This is a genomic window from Variovorax sp. GW458-11-26-14-LB1 (assembly GCF_059423965.1).
In genome coordinates, this window is sequence record NZ_JBWKYW010000017.1 from 99448 (window position 1) to 118516 (window position 19069).

General features: G+C 69.3%; 18 protein-coding genes. 2 read left to right on the forward strand and 16 right to left on the reverse strand.

What is annotated here, in order from left to right:
- Positions 1 to 19: 19 nt before the first annotated feature.
- The 12 genes from AC07YS_RS13975 to AC07YS_RS14030 all read right to left on the reverse strand — a co-directional run bounded on the left by AC07YS_RS13975 (position 20) and on the right by AC07YS_RS14030 (position 12829).
- Positions 20 to 781 (reverse strand): aspartate/glutamate racemase family protein, encoded by a 762-nt coding sequence (locus AC07YS_RS13975; protein WP_495269865.1) that lies wholly within the window; start codon positions 779 to 781, stop codon positions 20 to 22.
- A gap of 16 nt (positions 782 to 797) precedes the next feature.
- Positions 798 to 2225: a dihydropyrimidinase gene (hydA, locus tag AC07YS_RS13980; protein ID WP_062482546.1), complete on the reverse strand. Its 1428-nt coding sequence runs from the start codon at positions 2223 to 2225 to the stop codon at positions 798 to 800.
- A gap of 50 nt (positions 2226 to 2275) precedes the next feature.
- Positions 2276 to 3004, reverse strand: coding sequence for a maleate cis-trans isomerase family protein (locus AC07YS_RS13985; protein ID WP_495269864.1), 729 nt, complete (start codon positions 3002 to 3004; stop codon positions 2276 to 2278).
- Between the two features lie 25 nt (positions 3005 to 3029).
- Positions 3030 to 4355: an MFS transporter gene (locus AC07YS_RS13990; protein ID WP_062482552.1), complete on the reverse strand. Its 1326-nt coding sequence runs from the start codon at positions 4353 to 4355 to the stop codon at positions 3030 to 3032.
- A gap of 218 nt (positions 4356 to 4573) precedes the next feature.
- A complete protein-coding gene (locus AC07YS_RS13995; RefSeq protein ID WP_495269863.1) occupies positions 4574 to 5800 on the reverse strand; it encodes a pyridoxal-phosphate-dependent aminotransferase family protein in 1227 nt (408 codons plus the stop codon).
- 37 nt (positions 5801 to 5837) lie between these two features.
- The gene (locus AC07YS_RS14000) at positions 5838 to 6608 is read right to left on the reverse strand and encodes a fumarylacetoacetate hydrolase family protein (RefSeq protein ID WP_495269862.1); all 771 of its coding nucleotides are present in this window, start codon (positions 6606 to 6608) and stop codon (positions 5838 to 5840) included.
- Between the two features lie 32 nt (positions 6609 to 6640).
- Positions 6641 to 7435: a 2-keto-4-pentenoate hydratase gene (locus tag AC07YS_RS14005; protein WP_495269861.1), complete on the reverse strand. Its 795-nt coding sequence runs from the start codon at positions 7433 to 7435 to the stop codon at positions 6641 to 6643.
- Entirely contained in the window at positions 7411 to 8787 is a 1377-nt protein-coding gene (locus tag AC07YS_RS14010) for an amidase (RefSeq protein WP_492742077.1), read from the reverse strand. Before AC07YS_RS14010 ends, AC07YS_RS14005 begins: the two co-directional genes overlap by 25 nt.
- Before the next feature lie 6 nt (positions 8788 to 8793).
- Positions 8794 to 9834, reverse strand: a complete 1041-nt coding sequence (locus AC07YS_RS14015) for a TRAP transporter substrate-binding protein (RefSeq protein WP_495269860.1) — start codon at positions 9832 to 9834, stop codon at positions 8794 to 8796.
- 55 nt (positions 9835 to 9889) lie between these two features.
- Positions 9890 to 11197, reverse strand: a complete 1308-nt coding sequence (locus AC07YS_RS14020) for a TRAP transporter large permease (RefSeq protein ID WP_062482466.1) — start codon at positions 11195 to 11197, stop codon at positions 9890 to 9892.
- Positions 11194 to 11853, reverse strand: coding sequence for a TRAP transporter small permease subunit (locus AC07YS_RS14025; RefSeq protein WP_495269859.1), 660 nt, complete (start codon positions 11851 to 11853; stop codon positions 11194 to 11196). Before AC07YS_RS14025 ends, AC07YS_RS14020 begins: the two co-directional genes overlap by 4 nt.
- A gap of 148 nt (positions 11854 to 12001) precedes the next feature.
- Positions 12002 to 12829 (reverse strand): IclR family transcriptional regulator, encoded by an 828-nt coding sequence (locus AC07YS_RS14030; RefSeq protein ID WP_159271724.1) that lies wholly within the window; start codon positions 12827 to 12829, stop codon positions 12002 to 12004.
- Positions 12830 to 13081: 252 nt separating this feature from the next.
- On the opposite strand from AC07YS_RS14030, the gene AC07YS_RS14035 reads away from it, so the two are divergent.
- Complete coding sequence (locus AC07YS_RS14035) at positions 13082 to 16111, forward strand: hybrid sensor histidine kinase/response regulator (RefSeq protein WP_495269858.1); 3030 nt, start codon at positions 13082 to 13084, stop codon at positions 16109 to 16111.
- Between the two features lie 311 nt (positions 16112 to 16422).
- The gene (locus AC07YS_RS14040) at positions 16423 to 17130 is read left to right on the forward strand and encodes a response regulator (protein ID WP_062470253.1); all 708 of its coding nucleotides are present in this window, start codon (positions 16423 to 16425) and stop codon (positions 17128 to 17130) included.
- 13 nt (positions 17131 to 17143) lie between these two features.
- On the opposite strand, the gene AC07YS_RS14045 is transcribed toward AC07YS_RS14040, so the two are convergent.
- The 4 genes from AC07YS_RS14045 to AC07YS_RS14060 all read right to left on the reverse strand — a co-directional run.
- A complete protein-coding gene (locus AC07YS_RS14045) occupies positions 17144 to 17821 on the reverse strand; it encodes a LuxR C-terminal-related transcriptional regulator (protein WP_062470250.1) in 678 nt (225 codons plus the stop codon).
- A gap of 121 nt (positions 17822 to 17942) precedes the next feature.
- On the reverse strand, positions 17943 to 18341 hold the full coding sequence (locus AC07YS_RS14050) for a helix-turn-helix domain-containing protein (RefSeq protein WP_070061282.1): 399 nt from the start codon (positions 18339 to 18341) through the stop codon (positions 17943 to 17945).
- Between the two features lie 73 nt (positions 18342 to 18414).
- A complete protein-coding gene (locus AC07YS_RS14055) occupies positions 18415 to 18567 on the reverse strand; it encodes a hypothetical protein (protein ID WP_157627265.1) in 153 nt (50 codons plus the stop codon).
- Between the two features lie 310 nt (positions 18568 to 18877).
- A partial coding sequence (locus AC07YS_RS14060; RefSeq protein WP_495273787.1) for a hypothetical protein occupies positions 18878 to 19069 on the reverse strand: 192 nt, incomplete at its 5' end.

Below are 19069 nucleotides of genomic sequence, written 5' to 3' on the forward strand. Positions count from 1 at the left end.
CGTCACGGGGCCCGCGACCTCAGCCTGGCGCGCGTGCGCCGTCGCGCGCCAGAAGCCGCGCCAGCGCCTCGGGCAGCCCGTGGTTCGGCTTGATCGGCGGCGGCGCAAAGCTGCCCAGGCGCGCCGGCGCGGGCGCCAGCGACACGAGCGTCTGCGCATGGCACACGGCGCTCGACACGCCGTCGACCACGGGCACCGGAATGCGGTCCTTGATGGAGCGCGCCAGGCCCGCCAGCGGCGCGCCGGCAATGATGATCACGTCCGCGCCGTCGTCCTCGATGGCCGACATGCACAGGGCCTCCAGCCGCTGGCCGTGGTCGTCCTGCACGTGGCCGATGTCCTTGAGCGGACCGTCCAGGCTGCGGATGCTCGCCAGCCGGTCGATGAGGCCGTTGGCCTGCACGCACTCGCGGTACCAGGCTGTGATGCGCCGCGAGATCGCGACGATCGAGAAGCGCTTGCCGAGCAGGCACGCGCTCATGAGCGCGGCTTCGGTCATGCCGACCACGGGGATGTCGAGCGCCTCGCGCAGGCCGTCGATGCCGGGGTCGCCGAAGGCCGCGACCACGATGGCATCGTGCCGCGTGTGGTGCTCGGCCGCGAGCGTGGCCGCGGCGTAGGCGCCGATCAGCGATTCGAAGCGGGTCTCGATGTAGGCCACGCCGAAAGGCGCCGTGAGCACCTCGATGTGCGTGTCGCTCGCGGCCGCGCGCCGGGCCTCGGCCGCGATCAGGTCGGAGACGCTTTGCGAGGTGTTGGGGTTGATGAGCAGCAGGTTCATGGCGATGGCTCCAGGTTCAGGCGGGTCGGCGGCTGGGCAGCAAGGTGGGCTCGCCCCGGCGCAGGAATTCTCCGCGTCCGGCGCGCGGATGGAAGCGTTCGCCGTCCCACACGACCTCGCCGCGCGCCAGCGTCAGCGCCGGCCAGGCCTTCACCTCGATGCCCTCGTAGGGCGTGTAGTCGACGTCGTGGTGCAGGTCGGCGTTGCGGATGGCGCGCGGCGTGGTGCCCCAGACCACGAGGTCGGCATCGGCACCGACGGCGATCGTGCCCTTGCGCGGGTGCAGCCCGTAGGCCTTGGCGGGGTTGGTGGACGTCAGCTCGACGAACTTGTTGATGGTGATGCGCCCGTCGAGCACGCCGTGCGAGAACAAAAGCGGCAGCCGCGTCTCGATGCCCGGAATGCCGTTCGGGATGTGGCGGAACGCCACCTCTTCGCCGCCGGGCTTTTTGCCCTCGGGCGCGTCGTAGCGGAACGGCGCATGGTCCGACGAGAAGATCGTGAACAGCCCGTCGGACAGCCCGTTCCAGATCACCTGCTGGTTCTCGCGGTTGCGCGGCGGCGGGCTGCAGACGCAGCGCGCGCCCTGGTAGCTGTCGTCGATGCCCAGGTCTTCGGCGGTCAGGAACAGGTACTGCGGACAGGTTTCGGCGAACACGCTCAGGCCGTGCGCGCGCGCCCAGCGGATCTGCTCGACGGCTTCGCGCCCCGACACGTGCACGATCATGATCGGCACGTCGACCAGCTCCGACAGCGCGATGGCGCGGTGCGTCGCCTCGCGCTCGACCAGCATCGGCCGCGAATGCGCATGAAAGCGCGGCGCGGTGCGCCCGCTGGCTTCGAGCCGCTTGGTCAGCCACTCGATGCAGTCGGCGTTCTCGGCATGGATCATGGCCATCGCGCCCTGCTCTCTCGCCACCGACAGCACGTCGAGGATCTGGCCGTCGTCCAGCTTCAGATCGTCGTAGGTCATGTAGATCTTGAACGAGGTATAGCCCTCGGCGATGAGCTGCGGCAGCTCGTGCTTGAGCACCTCCTCGGTCGGGTCGCTCACGATCAGGTGAAAGGCGTGGTCGACGTGGGCGCGGCCCTCGGCGCGCTGGTGGTAGTCCTGCACGGCGGCGCGCAGCGACTGGCCCTTCTGCTGCGCCGCGAACGGAATCACGGTGGTCGTGCCGCCGCAGGCCGCGGCGCGGGTGCCGGAGCCGAAGTCGTCGGCCATGCGCACGGGCGGCTCCATCGGCTGGTCGAGGTGACAGTGGGCATCGACGCCGCCCGGCGTCACGTAGCGCCCGGCGGCGTCGATCTCCTGCCGGCCGGGCGGCAGGCCGAGGCCGAGCTGCACGATGCGGCCATCGCGGATGCCGATGTCCGAATCGAAGGTGTCGCTGGCGGTGGCAACGCGGGCGTTGCGCACCACGAGATCGAGGTCGCGGAAGGTCATGGTCTTTCTTTGCTTTTCTGTCTGTCTGTGTCGGGGACGGTGGCGAACACTCAGGCGTTCGCGTCGAACAGCCGGCCCCAGCCCTTCACGGCGCCCGGCGCGACGCCGACCGTCTTCAGCGCACGCCAGACCACGGTGGCCACCGAGTCGTAGATCGGGATGCCGAGCTCGCGCTCCATCTCCTCGACCAGCTGCGCGCCGCTGAGGTTGGTGCACATGATGGTGATGGCGTCGGGGCGTTGCTGCGCCACCTCGCGCAGCATGCGGCGCAGCGTGTCGGGCTCGACCTCGCTGAACGAGAAGTTCACCGTCAGGTCGAGGTGGCGCTCGGCCACGCAATCGATGCCGACGCCCGCGTAGTTGGCGACGATGCGCCGCTGCACGTCCTCGACGTACGGCGACACCAGCCCCAGCGTGCGCGCGCCCTGCGCGGCCAGCAGTTCGTTGAGCGCCAGCACCGAGGTGGTCGCCGGGATGCCGGTGGCTTCGGTGATGCGCGCGCACAGCGCCTGGTCTTTCTCGAAGCCGAGCCAGCTGGCCGAGGTGCCGCTCCAGCAGATGGTGTCGACGCGCGCGTCGGCCAGCAGCCGCGCGGCCTCGAGGATCTTGCTGTCGTCGAACTGGTTCAGCGACGCATCGCGCATCGAGATCTCGGTGACGGTGAAGCGCGAGAAATGCGCCGAGACGCCGGGCACGGCCGCGACCATCGCACTGGTCAGCGGTTCGAGCGCCGTGTTCGAGGACGGCGTGAGCACGCCGATGAGTTTGCGAGGGGTCATGGGATGGAAGTCGGGATGGTTGGCATCAGACCGGCAGCTTCTTGCTGTAGTCGATCAGCATCGTCGAGCAGACGAACAGGCCCGCACCGGCTGCGGTGAACAGCATGAGCGCCATGAAGTACGAGCCGGTGGCCTGCACGATCAGGCCGACCACGATCGGCACGCCGATGCCCGCCACGTTGCCGCCCAGGTTCATCGTGCCGCCCAGGAAGCCGACCCGGGCACGCGTGCCGAGGATCGACGGCACGCACCAGAACAGGCCGCACCAGCGCAGGAAGAACAGCGTGACCGACAGCAGCACCACGACGGCGACCGGGTCCGTGATCCGCGTCACCATGAAGATGGCGATGGTCGCAATGATCGACGAGATGCCGAACAGCGTGCGCAGCACCTTGCTCTGCGACGCGCCGGCCGCCATCCACTTGTCGGCCAGCCAGCCGCCGAACATTTCGCCGACGAAGCCCGAGAAGAACATGATGAACACCGCGCCGCCCATCTGCTTGATGTCGAAGCCGTGCACCTTCGACAGGTAGTTGGGCATCCAGGTGAGCAGGCCGTAGAACAGCGCGTTGAAGCACATCCAGCCGAAGAACATGCCCCACACCGAGCGGTAGCGGAAGAAGTCGAGCACGCGGCCGCTGGCATTGGCCGATTCCTTGGCGGCGTCGGCGGCGTGGCTGGCCTCGATGTAGCGCGCCTCGGCCTCGTTCACGTCGGGATGCTGGCGCGGATGGTTGCGGATGTAGCGCCAGGCGAAGTAGCCGGCGATGACGGTGCCGACGCCGGCGATCACGAAGGCCAGGCGCCATGAGCCGAGCACGGCGATCAGCGCCGAGATCAGGATCGCGCCCAGCGCCGCGCCCAGGGGCGCACCGCCGTCGAGCAAGGTGGCGCCGCGTCCGCGTTCGGTCTGCGTCATCCAGATGCCGTTGAGCTTGCCGCCCGCCGGGTAGATCGGCGCCTCGGCCGCGCCCAGGCCCAGCCGCGTCAGCAGCAGGGGCACCCAGCCGGTGCAGGCCGCGGCGATGGCCTGGAAGAAGCCCCAGCCCACGGTGGCACCGGCGATGACGACGCGCGGGCCGAAGCGGTCGGCCAGCATGCCGCCCGGGATCTGCATCAGCGCGTAGGTCCAGAAGAAGGAGCTGAGCAGCAGGCCCTGCACGGCCGGGCCGATGTCGAACTCCTTGGCGATCAGCGGCATGGCCACCGAGAGCGAGGCCCGGTCGATGTAGTTGATCGAGATCAGGAACAACATCATCAGGAAGATCTTCCAGCGCACCTTGGTGGGCTGGAGGGCGGCGTCGGGCGCTGCGGCGGTCGCCTTGGCGCCGTCCGTCATGGTGTTTTGCATCGGTTTGTCTCCTTGCAGTGGCACGGATGCCAGCTTGCAAGGAAACGACCCGGCACGCTGGCGAACTTTGCAGTCGCGGGTCGGGCTGGTCCGGTCCAGTGCACCACCGAGGCTGTGGAGCGGAATTTAGGCTTTGTCGAAATTAACGTCAACATCAATGTTGACAATCTTGTCGACGATAATGGAAAGCACCTAGATCGCCGCCCCTTCCCGGGGGATCAGGCGGCGTCGACGGCCGGTGTTTGGGCAAAGTACGCCATGGCCGCCAGCACCCCGCTGCCGGCCACCGGCACGCCCGCCAGCTTGAAACCCATCTCGATGCCGGTCAATGCGGCCATCAGCGTGAGGTCGTTGCAGTCGCCCAGGTGGCCGACGCGGAACATGCGGCCCCGCAGCTTGCCCAGCCCCGCGCCCAGCGAGAGATCGAAGCGCTGATGGATGAGGCGGCGCAGCGCATCGGCATCGACGCCCTGCGGCGTGACGACGCCGGTCAGCACGGGCGAGTGCACGCGCGCGTCGGCGCACTGCGTCGGCAGGCCCCAGGCCTGCACGGCGGCGCGCACGCCCCGGCCCCAGCGCTGGTGGCGCGCGAAGATCACGGGCAGGCCCTGCTCGAGCACCATGTCCAGCGCCTCGCTCAGGCCGTACAGCAGGTTCGTGCTCGGCGTGTAGGGCCAGTAGCCGCCCTGGTTCATCTCGATGATCTCGTCCCAGGCCCAGAAGGCCTTGGGCAGGCGCGCCGTCTTCGCCACCTCGAGCGCCTTGGGCGACACCGCGTTGAAGCTGATGCCCGGCGGCAGCATGAGGCCCTTCTGCGAGCCGCTGACCGTGACGTCCACGCCCCACTCGTCGTGCCGGTAATCGGCGCTCGCCAGGCCCGAGATGGTGTCGACCATCAGCAGCGCCGGATGGCCTGCCACATCGATCGCGCGGCGCACCGCGGCAATGTCGGAGGTGACGCCGGTCGAGGTCTCGTTGTGCACCACGCACACGGCCTTGATGTGGTGCGTGGTGTCCTGGCGCAGGCGCTGCTCGATCAGGTCGGCCTGCACGCCGTGGCGCCAGCTGCGCGGCAGGCCGGTCTCGTCGACGCCTTCGAGCGCGAGGAACTCGGGCTCCAGGCCGAGCCGGCGCGCCATCTTCTGCCACAGCGTCGCGAAGTGGCCGGTCTCGAACATCAGCACGTGGTCGCCCGGGCTCATCACGTTGACCAGCGCCGCCTCCCAGGCGCCGGTGCCCGACGCGGGATAGACGACGACCGGGTGCCGGGTCTGGAACACCTGCTGCAGCCCGCCGATGACCTTCCTGCCCAGCGTGGCGAACTCGGGCCCGCGGTGGTCGATGGTCGGCAGGCTGATGGCCCGCAGGATGCGGTCGGGCACGGGGCTGGGGCCCGGGATCTGCAGGAAGTGGCGGCCGCTGGGGTGGTTGTCGAGCGCGATCATGGGGGTTGTCTCCGTTCTGGATGGGTTGTGGAAAGTGCTAGAGCTGCACCGACGCGTGGCCGATGCCCGGGAATTCGGCGGTGACGAGGTCGCCCTCGCCCGCTTCGAGAATGCCGACCCAGGTGCCGGTCGTGACCACGGTGCCGGCCGCGACGGTCTGGCCGTGGCGCGTGGCATGGCGCAGCCACGCGGGCAGCAGCCAGGCGGGGTCGCCGAGCGAATGCGTGCCGCGGCGCACCACGCTCGCTCGCGCGCCGATGCGCACCTCGCAGGCCTGCGCGGCCCAGTCGCGGGCGACGAACGGCACCCACTCGCCGAGCACCAGTGCGCCGTGCGATTGCAGGTCGGCCAGCTTGCACAGCGCGGGCGCGTCGAGGGCCTCCTGCCAGCGGGAATCGACGATCTCGATCGAGACCGTCATCGCGCCGACCAGGGCGCGTGCGCTGTCGACAGCCAGCGCCGATGCCAGGGCCGCATCGACGTCGCGCCCGATGCGCAGCGCGATCTCGGCCTCGATGCCGCGGAGGTGGAACGGCCAGTCGCCAGCCGTGGCCGGGCTGGTCCACACGCCGCGCGGCGGCAGCGGCGCATGCGTCAGCACGGCATCGCGCGACGGGCCGCCGGCCTTCCAGTACCGGGGCGGCGCCGCACCGAACCAGCCGAGCGCCTGCGCCACCTGCTGCTGCACGGCGTAGGCCTCGTCGGCCTGCGCGAGCCCTCCGGCCACCTCTGCGGCCGGGCTCGCGACGTGCGCGCCGCGCGCATGCACCAGCGCCTGCGCCACCACGTCGATCGTTGAATGGGACATATCGGGTTCCTCCAGTGATCCCAGGAAAGAAATCAGAAGCGCGCGTGCAACGGCGCGAGCCCCTTCACTTCCGCCCGCACGGCCGTGCCCTGCGAGGCGAACAACATGCCGGTGCACGAACCGGTCGTCACGACCTGGCCGGCCCGCAGGCCTTGGCCCCGCGCCGCACCTTCGTTGGCCAGCCAGACGAGCAGCGCACCGACGTCGGGGTGCGTGTGCTCCCCGACCGTGTGGGCGACGACCTGCGCGTCGAAATGCATCACGACCTCGGTGCGCGCCAGGTCGAGCCACGCACGCTCGAAAGGCGCGGGATCGCCGAGCACGAGGCCGCCGTGGCACAGCAGGTCGGCCAGCAGCGCCGAGGGGCTGGCGTCGAGCCAGTCGATGAGGCGGGTCTCCGCCACCTCGATAACGGGCAGCACTTCCGCGATGGCATCGGCGACTTCGTCGCGGGTATAGGGCAACCCACGCGGCGGCAGGTCGCTGCCGAGGCGGAACGCGAGTTCGGCCTCGACGCCGCGCAGATGCCATGCACCGCCGACCAGCGCCGCGCCGCCGGGCACCAGCCCCGCGGCCGGCAGCGGCGCGCACACGGGCTCGCGGCCCGGCGCGCTCGCGCCGACCTTCCAGCCGCCGACGGCGCCGAGCGCCGCCAGCGTCGCGTCCTGGATGGCGTAGGCGGCGTGCCGATCGTGCGACGGCAGCAGCGAGGACATCACGCGCCGCCCGTCGCGCCGCGCGCGGCACAGCGCCTGCGCGGCCTCGGCCGGCGCGAGCTGCGCCGCCACGGCCTCGGCCAGCGTCACAACGCGGGGAAGCGCCGCCACGGATGGGCCTGTTCGAACGAGCGCGCGAGCGCGAGCAAGGCGTCGTCCGCGCCTTCGCGCGCCACGAGCTGCACGCCGACCGGCAGCGGTCCCGCAAAGCCGCACGGCAGCGCGATGGCGGGCAGGCCCACGGCGTTCGCGAAGCCGGCGAACACCGCATGGCCGCGCGGGCCGACCTCGCGCCCGTCGATGCGCGTGGGATGCGTCTCGCCAGCGGGCCAGGGCAGCGCGGCGGCGGCGGGCGTGAGCAGGAAGTCGTAGCGGTCGAACAGCTGCGCCAGCGTGTTGCGCAGCCGCTCGGCTTCGTACAGCAGCTCGAACAGCTCGCTCGCGCTGGCCTTGCGGCCGCTCTCGGCGTTCGCCTGCATCGCGGGGCCGAACAGCGACGCGTCGAAGGGCCGGCTCGACAGCTCCTGCGGATGCGCCACCAGCCAGGCCAGCCCGACCTGCGCCAGCAGCGGCCAGCGCTGGTTGACCGCCTCGGCGATGCCGAAGTCCTGCGCCGTCGTCACCTCGTGGCCGAGTGCGGTCATGTGCCGCGCAGCCGCTTCAGTGAGCGCCGCGATCTGCGGATCGACCGGGTGATCGCCGAAGCGCGGAATGAAGAGAATGCGCGCGCGCTGCGGGCCCGCGCCCTCCTCCACCGGCCGGTCGCCGATCACCTGCATCACCGCCGCCACGTCGGCCACGCTGCGCGCGATCGGGCCCGCGACTTCGAAGCCCAGGAAGATCGGCGGCAGCCCGTCGCCGCGCGGCACGCGGGCGCGCGAGGGCTTGAAGCCCACGAGGTTGGTGTGCGAGGCCGGCCGGCGGATGGAGCCGCCGCCGTCGGTGCCCAGCGCAATGGGGCAGCCGCCCGCGGCCACCAGCGCCACTGCGCCGCCCGACGAACCGCCGGGCGTGAGCGCCGGGTCCCACGGGTTGCCGGTGGGGCCGAACACCGGGTTGTCGGTGTAGCCCTGCATCGTGAACTCGGGCACGTTGGTCTTGCCGAAGATCACGGCGCCGGCCTCGCGCAGCCTGGCCACGGGCAGCTCGTCGCGCTCGGCCAGCACACCGGCCAGCGCGCGGCTGCCCCAGTGCGTCGGCAGGCCGCGCACCTGCAGGTTGTCCTTGATGGTGACGGGCACGCCGTCGAGCGCGCCCAGCGCCCGGCCGCTGCGCCAGCGCGCGGTGCTCTGCTCGGCGGCGTGCGTGGCGCCTTCGCTGTCGAGCGTGATGAGCGCGTTCAGCCGCGGGTTGACCTCGGCGCTGCGCTGCAGGCAGGCATGCAGCGCGTCGGTCGGGGTGAACGACGCATCGCGAAAGCCTGCGGCGAGCTCGGTCGCGGTGAGTTGCCAGAGCGATGGCATACCGGGCTACTTGAGACCGACCACCGGGCCGACGACCTGCTTCCAGGTGGCCGAGCACTTGTCGTAGGACTTGTCGCAGAGTTCGCTCCAGATCGGCAGCGACACCGTGGTCAGCGCGTCGCGGATCATCTGCTGGTCGCCCGGCTTCACCGGCACGTCCTTCATCGCGAACTTCTTGACGGTCTTGCACGGCTCCTTGCCGACATTGCAGCGCGACGCATCGTCGAACAGTTCCTTCGAGTAGCCCCACACCTCGGTCTCGAACTTGCGGAAGGCCTCGGTGAGCTTCGTCTTCTGCTCGGCGCTCAGCGCGTTCCACTTCTGCAGGTTGATCGCATACGCGTTGAGCGCGATCTGGAAGCCGATCGGCATGAAGTGCGTGGTGACCTCGGGCCAGCCCGCCGAGTTGGCCGAGCTCGGGCCGGTGATGGCGCAGTCGGTCACGCCGCGCTCCAGCGCCTGCTGCGTCTCGCCGAAGGGAATGGTCACGGGGATGCCGCCGAGCTTCTCGATGAACTTGGCGAGCGACTGGTCGTACACGCGCACCTTCTTGCCCTTCAGGTCCGCGAGGCCGCCGATCGCGACCTTGCAGAACACCACCTGCGGACCGAAGGGATAGATGCCCAGCAGCTTGCCGCCGTGGCGCTCCTGCAGCCGCTTGTCGAAGGCCTCGCGGTAGGCGTCGACCACCTTGCGCGCCACCTCGTAGTCGGTCGACAGGCCCACGATGTCGGGCCCAAGGAAGAAGGGCTCGTCGCGCGACACCTGCGCCAGGCGCAGGGTGACGATGTCGAACAGGCCCGACTTCAGCACGCGCAGGCCGTCGGCGTCTTTCACGCCCAGCACGTCCATCGGCTTGTAATCGGCGTCGATCGGCAGGCCCGTGTTCTTCGCAAAGTTTTCGAAGAAGGGTTGCTCCTTGGTCTGCTGGATCAGCCCGGTGGCCACCAGGTTACCGGCCACGCGCAGGCGGGCGTTGTCCGCCTGCGCCGGCAGTGCCAGCGCCAGGGTGGCCGCGATCAGCGGGAGAACGAATTTCAGTTGCATGCCTGACTCCTTGAAAGGTTGAAAGGTGATTCGAGAGCGGGAGAAAAAAGTGCCGTCACTTGCCGAACAGCAGGTTCGGCAGGTAGGTCGCGATCCAGGGGTTGTGGATCAGGATCGCGGTCATCACGACCATGGCGACGAAGAAGGGCAAGGTGCCCTGGAACACGTCGTTGATCGAGCCTTCGCCGCGCACGCCCTGGATCACGTACAGCGTCATGCCGATCGGCGGGCTGATCAGCGAGATCTCGCACATCAGCACCATGAAGACGCCGAAGAACACGGGGTCGATGCCCGCGGCCTGCACGATGGGAAACACCACCGGCAGCGTGCCGACCAGCATCGGCATGGTCTCCAGCGCGATGCCGAGCACCAGGTACAGCGCTGCCAGCATCCACAGCAGCATGATGGGCGACACGTCGGCCGACTTGATGAGGCTGGCCAGCGCCTGCGGCACGCCCAGCATCGAGAGCACAAAGTTCAGGTACAGCGCCGCCACCAGGATCAGCGCCGTCATCGCGGTGAGCCGCATGGTCGAGCGGAAGCACTCGTGCAGCATCGAAACGTTCAGCTTGCGGTAGCCCGCCGCGATGGGCAGGCAGACGATCACGCCCAGCGCCGCGCTTTCGGTGACGGTGGCCCAGCCCGTGTAGATGCCGCCCATCACCACCGCGAACACGGCCAGCGGGCCCAGCAGGTGCACCGAGTGGCGCAGCTTCTCCGCGAGCGCGGTGCGGCCCTCGCGGATGCCCGCCACCGACGGGCGCCAGACGCAGATCGCCAGGATCGTGAGCAGGAACAGCACCGTCATGATCGCGCCGGGCAGGATGCCGGCCATGTACAGCCGCGCCGCCGAGGTGTTGGTCATCGAGCCGTAGATGATGAAAGCCACCCCAGGCGGAATCAGGTTGCCCAGGCTGGCGCCGGCGGCGATGGTGCCCAGCACCATGCGCTGGTCGTAGTTGCGGTTCTTGAAGGCGGGCAGCGCGACGGTCGAGATGGTGGCCGCGGTGGCCACCGACGAGCCCGACACCGCGGAGAACAGCGCCGAGGCGCCGATGTTGGTGTGCAGCAGCCCGCCCGGCATGCGGTTGAGCCACTGGCCCAGCGACTGGTACATCTTGTCGGTGGCGCCGCCGCGCATCAGGATCTCGCCCAGCAGGATGTACAGCGGGATCGACAGCAGCAGATAGTCTTCGCCGGCCGCCCAGAGCTGCTCGCCGACGGCGTTGATGGCGGGCATGCCGAAGTGGATCAGCGACCCGAGCAGGCCGACGACCAGCATCGTGGTCGCGACATGGAAGCCCAGGAACATCAAGCCCAGCATGATGGCCAGGCCGGCCAGGATTTCGAGCGGCCCGATCACGAGGCGACTCCGGTGGCGTTGGTGACGCTGGCGGCGGCGGCATGCGCGGTCGACGCCTGCGCCGGGCTCTTGATCTGGACCTCGGTCTCGGCCTCGATCTCTTCCTCGAGCGTCTGCGGACCGAAGCGCTCGTTGAGCTCGCCCGTGCGGCGCCGCACGAACAGGCGCAGCGCATCGAAGGCCGCCCAGGCAGCGACCAGCGCGAACATCAGGTAGCCGCCGAGCCAGATCGATTGCGGAATCCACATCGGCGTGGCGAGCGGCGTGGCGGCCGTGCTTTGCAGCTCGATGCTCTCGACCACGACGTTGTAGCCGCGCCAGAAGCACAGCACCGCCAGCGCCGCGAGGCTCACCATCGCGAGCATGTTGAGCAGCGCGCGCGTGCCGACCGAGAAGCGCGACAGCAGGAAGTCGACCCGCGTGTGGCTGCGCGTGATCAGCGTGTAAGCGAAGCCGAAGGCGCCGACGATGCCGTAGGTGTACGAGCCGATCTCGTCGATGCCCTGCAGGCTGAACGAGAACACCTTGCGGCCGAGCATTTCGACGCAGGTCATGACGGACAGCGCGATCAGCCACCAGCCGCAGGCGATCACGGTCCAGTCGCAGACCCGCGTCAGCGTTCGGCTGATGCCGTGCTGTGGGAGCAATGTTTTCATGGTTTTTTGCAAGGAGGTGCGGTTGAAGGGCAAGCCATTGGAGCGCGCGCCGCACGCGCGCAGCGGACTATCCCGCTGCGCGGGACAGTCGAAAAAACGGCTTAGGAATCAAGCACTTGGCGCGCTGCGCCAGTGGAATGCACGCGCCTCAGCGGGCGCGGCCGCCGTAGGCGGCGGTGATCTCGTCGGCGGCGGCGCGCACGGTGGCGCCCAGGTGCGGAAAGTCGGTGCTCTTGATCCGCTGCGTCGGGCCGACCAGCGAGATCGCCCCGAAGGGCTGGCCATGCTCGTCGCGGATGGCCGCGGCAATGCAGCGCAGGCCGACCGCGTTCTGCTCGTCGTCGATCGCATGGCCCGCGCGGCGCACTTCGCCCAGCGTCTCGTGCAGCCGCGAGGCGCGCGCGATCGTGTTGTTGGTGAGCTTGGGCAGGCCGTAGGTGCGCAGGTACTGCAGCACGTCGTCTTCCGACATCGCCGCCAGAATCGCCTGCCCCATCGCGGTGCCATGCAGCGGCGCACGGAAGCCCGGCTTGCCGATGGCGCGCATGAGTTCGCGGCTCTCGACCTGCGTGACGAACACGATGTCGCCCAGGTCGGCAATGCCCAGGTTGATGCTCTCGCCCGTGCTGTCGCGCAGCCGGCGCATCACCGGCAGCGCCAGGTGCGCGATGCGCCTGCGGCGCCCGAAGGCCGCGCCCACCGAGAAGCAGCGCACGCCCACGTACCAGAGGTTGGTCTCGCGATCGAACTGCACGAAGCGCCGCTGCTCGAGCGTGGTGAGCAGCCGGTGCGCGGTGGACGACGACAGGCCCGTGTGCGCCGCGATGTCGACCAGCCGAAAGCCCTCGTCGTCTTCGGCCAGGAGTTCGAGCAGCTGCATGGCGCGCGTGAGCGACTGCACGGTGCTGTCGTTGTCGCGGTCGATGCGGGTGACCTTGGGGGCCTTGGCGGAGGTGCGCGGCGAGCTGGCTGTCATGGCGTGCCTTGTGCAAATTGCGTGCCATCCGGCCTGCCCGTCCGGCTCGCGATCTGGCCGCCGATGGTCTGCGACAAACGATCTGTCAACCACGGTGTTTGCACCAATGTCGACATTTCTTGATGCGGCGATCACCCGATGCGCCCCGCAGGCGTGCATCACGCTCGCCCCCGCGGTGCGCCCGCGCGCGCGGCGGTGCCCTACCATCGCGGGCATCTTCTTCCCGCCCGCACCGGTCACACGGATGCCATGATGCCCAGCGATCTCCCGCGTTTCTTCGGCTTCGGCGCTTCGCGCGCCACCCCACGCGGTGTGATCAGCCTGCTGAACCGCTACCAGCGCGCGCTGCTGTACGTGGGCGGCGCCGTCACCTCGCTCGTACTGCTGGCCGCCACCGGCGTGATGCTCTCGTCGCAGGTGCGCGACTACGTCGCCGAGCGGCAGGCCGAGTTCAATGCGCGCAAGGCGCTGCTCCACCTCGAACTCTTCGTGCGCCAGGGCTCGGCGCGGATCAACATCTTTCACGAGGAAGGCGCCTGGGAACGGCGCGCACGCGCGCCGCAGTCGCTGGTCGACGCCTTCGCCGCGCACGAGGGCCGGCTGGTGCTGCCCAGCAACAAGGACTTCCCGCCGATGCTGCTGCTGGGCGACCTCTCGGCGCAGCGACCGGCCGACAGCTTCGCGCAGTACCTCGGGCTGGCCGAAGAGGTCGGCTACCGCTCGGCGGCCTACACGAAGACGCTGACGCTGCACTCCAGCTATTTCTATGCGCCCGACCTGCGCTTCCTGGCCGTGGTGCCGGCCCCCGCGGCGGCCGACCTGTTCGAACGCCACGGCGCACGCACCACCGAAGACCTGCTCCAGCGCATCGCGCCGCCCGAGCTCGGCGACCTGAGCGACCCGGCCGTCGTCGCCCGCCTGCGCGACAGCGGCACGGCCGTGTGGCTTCCGCCGGCCGTGAGCCCCTTCACCGGCGAGACGGTGCTGCGGCTGGCGCAGCCCGGCTTCCACGACGGCAAGCCCTTCGTCGTGCTGGTGAACGACTACCCGCTGGACATCATCACAGCGCACCTGTCGAACGAGCGCCACGACGAGGCCTCGATGTTCGTGGACCCGTCGGGCCGGGTGATCGCCGAGACGCACGGCCCCAGCGGCACCGAGGGCCTGCAGGCGCGCGCGCTGCAGCTCTCGCAGCCGTCGCTGGCGGCGAACGGCGCCACGCTGCAGTACCGCGACGGCCTCTTCACGCTGCGCGCTCCGATCGCCGACGCCAACTGGACCTACCTCTACGCCTTTTCGTGGCGCACCATCGCGTCCGAGCTGGGCCTGCGGCTGGCGCTCTATGCGGGCGCCATGCTGCTGCTCATCGCCTTCGTCTGGGCCGCGCTGCTCCTGCTCGACCGCAAGGTGTTCCGGCCCGGCTATGCGCGCTCCCAGCGCATCGTGGAAAGCGAGAACCTCAACCGCACCATGGTCGCGACCACGCCCTCCGGCTTGGCGCTGCTGCGCTACCCCTCGGGCGAGGTGCTGCTGCAGAACCAGGTGATGCAGGCCTGCACCGACAACGCGCGGCCCGAAGATCCGCCGTTGCCGCAGCGCCTGCTGCGCCTGTACGACGACGCGCCCGGCGCTCCCGAATGGCTGCCCGACCTGGAGCTGCCCGTGACGCTGGCCAGTGGCGAGGTCACCGAGCTGCTCGTGAGCGTGGTGCGCACCAAGTACCAGGGCAGCGACGTGCTGCTGTGCAACTTCTCCGACATCACGACGCGCAAGAACGCCGAGCGTGCCTTGGAAAGCGCGCGCGAGGCCGCGCACCAGGCCAACCACGCGAAGTCGGCCTTCCTGGCCATGATGAGCCACGAGATCCGCACGCCGCTGAACGCGATCATGGGCAACCTCGAGCTGCTGCAGCGCTCGCCGCTGTCGGCCGCGCAGAACGAGCGGCTCGGCGCCGTGACGTCGTCGTCGACCGCGCTGCTGGGCATCATCAACGACATCCTCGACTTCTCGAAGATCGAGTCGGACCAGATGCGGCTGGAGTCCATCCGCTTCGACCTCGCGGACACCGCGCGGCAGGTGATCGCGGTCTTCACGCCGCTGGCGCAGGCCAAGCGCCTGGCGCTCGATTGCGTGATCGACGACGCCCTCGCCCCGCACCACCTCGGCGACCCGACGCGCATCCGCCAGCTGCTCATGAACCTGCTGAGCAACGCCATCAAGTTCACCGACACCGGCGACGTGCTGCTCGAGGTCTACCTGAAGGACGACGCCGACCCGGCCTCGCCGGTGGTGATCGGCGTGAGCGACACCGGCATCGGCATGACGGCGGCGCAGCAGAAGGCGCTGTTCGAGCCCTTCACGCAGGCCGACAGCAGCATCGCGCGGCGCTTCGGCGGCACCGGCCTGGGGCTGGCGCTGTGCCGCCGGCTGGCCGGGCTCATGGGCGGCGACATCCAGGTGGTGAGTTCGCCAGGCAAGGGGAGCACCTTCCTGGTCACGCTGCCCTTGCCTGCCGCGCCCGCCCTGCCCCCGCGCGCGCCCGCGCCGCCGGCGGCCGGCGCCGACGCCACCGCGCCAGCGGCGCACATCCTCGTGGTGGACGACCATCCGGCCAACCGCGAACTGGTGAAGATGCAACTCGAGGCGCTGGGCTACACCTCCGACCAGGCCTCGGGCGGCCTGCAGGCGCTCGACCTGTTCGCCCGGCGGCGGCACGACCTCATCATCACCGACATCAACATGCCGGGCATGGACGGCTACACGCTGGCACGCGCGCTGCGCGCACAGGGCTCGCGCGTGCCCATCGTGGCGCTCACGGCCGACGTCGCGGTGCGCGAACGCGAGCGCTGCGAATCGGCAGGCATCGACACCGCGCTGATCAAGCCCATCCTGCTGGACACGCTCGACCAGACCGTGCGGCAGCTGACCCTGCGCGACCCCGACGCCGCGCCATCGGCCGGCGCCCAGCGGCAGGACATCGCGCAGGGCACCCTGCCCGCGTCGGTGCACCAGCCGCTCGTGCAGTCCCTGGCCGACACCGCGGCGGCCATCCGCGCGGCGCTGGACGCCGGCGACAGCGCCGCGCTCGGCGCCGGGCTGCATTCGCTGCGCGGCGCCTTCGCACTGATCCACGAAGCCGGGCTCGCCGCCGACTGCGTCGCCATGGAAACGCAGCTGCGCGATGCCGACCTGCCCGCGCTGGCGCAGGCCTTCGAGCGCTTCGAACCGGCGGCACGCGCCGCGCTCGCACGCCGGGCGCCCGAGGGCGCGGCCGCGGCCTGAAGCTGCACGGGTCCGAACCCGTTTTCGGACCCGATCCGATCCGCCGGCGCCCCCGGTCCTAGCCCTTCGGCCACCGCGTCTTACAAATTAGGACGGGTCCTATGCATTGGCGGCCCGCTATCGGATCAGGCCGCTTAACGCAGGACCGATGCCCTCCTAAAGTCCAGTCATCCCCTGCTGGCACCGCCCGAGGCACCCGCCACCGGCCCCTTTTTCAGACGTCCCCGACGCCGGGGGGCGGGCGTTCGACAGCAGCCCTTCCTGCACGCGGCGCGCGCAGGTCCGACCCCTCTGCGTTCCACAGGTCCGCCATGAAGCCATTCAATCTCCGCGTCCTGATCGCGGACGACCATCCCGCCGTTCGCATCGGCATCGAGAGCACGCTGCGCGAAAGCCAGGCGGTCACCGTCGTGGGCGCCGCGCGCGACTCCACCGAGATGATGGAGATGCTCAAGCAGCACGACTGCCAGATCCTGGTGTCCGACTACGCCATGCCCGGCGGCCTGCACGGCGACGGCATCGCGCTGTTCGCGCTGGTGCGCCAGCGCTACCCACGGCTGAAGATCGTGGTGATGACCATGCTGGACAACCCCGGCATCATCCATTCGCTGCTGGACATCGGCGTGCCCTGCATCCTGAACAAGGCCGACTCGGTGAGCCACCTGCTGCCGGCCGTGCATGCGGCCTACGCGAGCGGACGCTACCTGTCGCCCAGCATGGCGGAGATCGCCGCGCGCACCGCGCCGCACCGCACCGACACCCAGCCGCACGCCATGCTCTCCAAGCGCGAGCTCGAGGTGGTGCGCATGTTCGTGTCGGGTCTCACGGTGACGGAAATTGCCGAGCGGCTGCACCGCAGCAAGAAGACCATCAGCACGCAGAAGGGCTCGGCCATGGCCAAGCTCGGCATCCTGCGCGACATGGACCTCGTGCGCTACGGCATGGAGACGGGGCTCATGAGCACGTCGGCGGCTCCCCCGCCGCCACCGCCGGGCCTGCCGGCGTTGCCCTGGCCCTGAGGCCACGCGCGAGTCAGCCCTGCGGCGCGCCCGTCACCGTGGCCGTCAGGCCGTTCTCGAGCGCGTAGCGCAGCAGGTCGACATCGCGCTCGATGCCCAGCTTTTCCATCGCCTTGGTCTTTTGCGTGCTGATGGTCTTCTTGCTGCGGTGCAGCTGCTCGGCGATCTCGTTGATCGTGAGCCCCGACGCATACAACCGCACCACCTCCGACTCGCGCTGGCTCAGCACACCCGCGGCGTTGCGGCTGCGCACCTCCCAGTCGATGGAGCGCACCACGGCGTCCATGGTCGGCGAGTAGTAGGTGCCGCCGGTGCGGGCGGCGTGGATGGCGGGAATCAGGTGCGCCACCGCATCCGATTTGCTCACGATGCAGCGGATGCCGCTGGACACCAGCGAGTGCAGCACCGCCGGGTTGTCGAGCATGGTCATCACCACGATCTGCGTGTCGGGAAAGCGCCGCTTCACCAGCTTGAACAGCGGCACGCCGTCGCCGAACTCGCCGGCCGGCATCGCGTAGTCGGACACCAGTACGTCGCAGGGCGTGGTCTCCAGCAGCGCCATGAGCCCGGTCGAATTGGCCACCTCGCCCACCAGCGTGAGGGTCTCGACCGACGCCAGCTCGTGCCGGACCCCGGCCAGCATGCCGGGATGGTCGTCGGCCAGAACGACGCGGATTTCGAAGCGGTCCATTGCCATTGTTTTTCCCCTTTCGCTTGCCGGCGTGGCCGGCGGACGAGGGTCCGGGCGCTGCGCCGGGGCATCTTACCCGCCGGTCTTGCGCGGGCGGGGCCGCGGCGCGCAGGTGAACGGCTCAGGCCGTTTCGGTGGGAGGCGCCGCGGCAGCGGGCTGCGAAGCGCGCGCGCCCGAGGCCGACAGCATGTCGCCCGGGAAGGCCTGCGCGATGGCCTGGAGGGCTGCATGCGCGGCTTTCTTGCCGGCGTCGTCCGAGGTCCGGTAGGCGCGCAGCAGCGACACCTCCTCGCGGCTCACCGACAGGTCTTCGGTGCAGGTGGGCATGCCGGTCACGACGTAGAGCACGTCGATGCCGATGACGGCCATGGTGGCCAGGTAGGCCGCGTCGGGGTGGCGCGCGCCCTTTTCGAAAGCCTCCTGCACGGACGCGTCGACGCCACCGAGCACCGCGAAGGCGGCGGCGCTCAGGCCGAGCCTGGCGCGCTCCATGGACAGGCGGTGTCCGATCATCCGCATGAGCGCGCTCCCCATGAAGGGTCGAGGCCCCATCCGCCTGCGATCTTGATCAAGGCCAAATGCGACCGCCTGCTCAAAAGAAATTGTCGTTCCGGGCCGTGGCCGATGGCTTTTTTGCCAGCACCAAAGCGCCGAACAACGCGCTTCGCCGCGTGCAGCCGGTTGCCTGCATTCGCTTGCCGCGCAGGAATTCCCACAATTTCTTGATCCACAAGATATTCGTCATCGACGACCCCTAAAAAATATTCAATCCAGCGCCCTCGCACAGGTGCCAGAGAGGCGACAAAGGTAATTTTTCAATCCTATGTTTTCAGCCTCAAAAATCCAATCGGACCCGTCTGAAAATCGCTCGCGCGGTGCTTGCCTATTGGCAGTTCATCGTGAAGATTGCGCGGCCATTGGCCCTGCCGCTCTTCACTGTCGAATTGCAGGGCAACCTTGCCGACCCAGCGATCTGTTCGCAGGAGAGCGAATCCACCCGAACAGATGATTTATTTTTCATCGACGCCTATGACTGCAAAATACAGATGGAAATTTCAGAAGCCCTCGCTCATCGGCTCAGCCGAATCCTGACAAATAAAGGCCTGCATCGGACCAGTCCTATAAACAGAAGCACTCCTGGAATTCACGGAAATCCACGCGCAATTCGCCCTACCATTCCAGTCGATTGTTTTTAATTCTCGTCTTTTTCGCCATTTTTTCGCCATGTCTCCGCCCGCCTTCCCCGC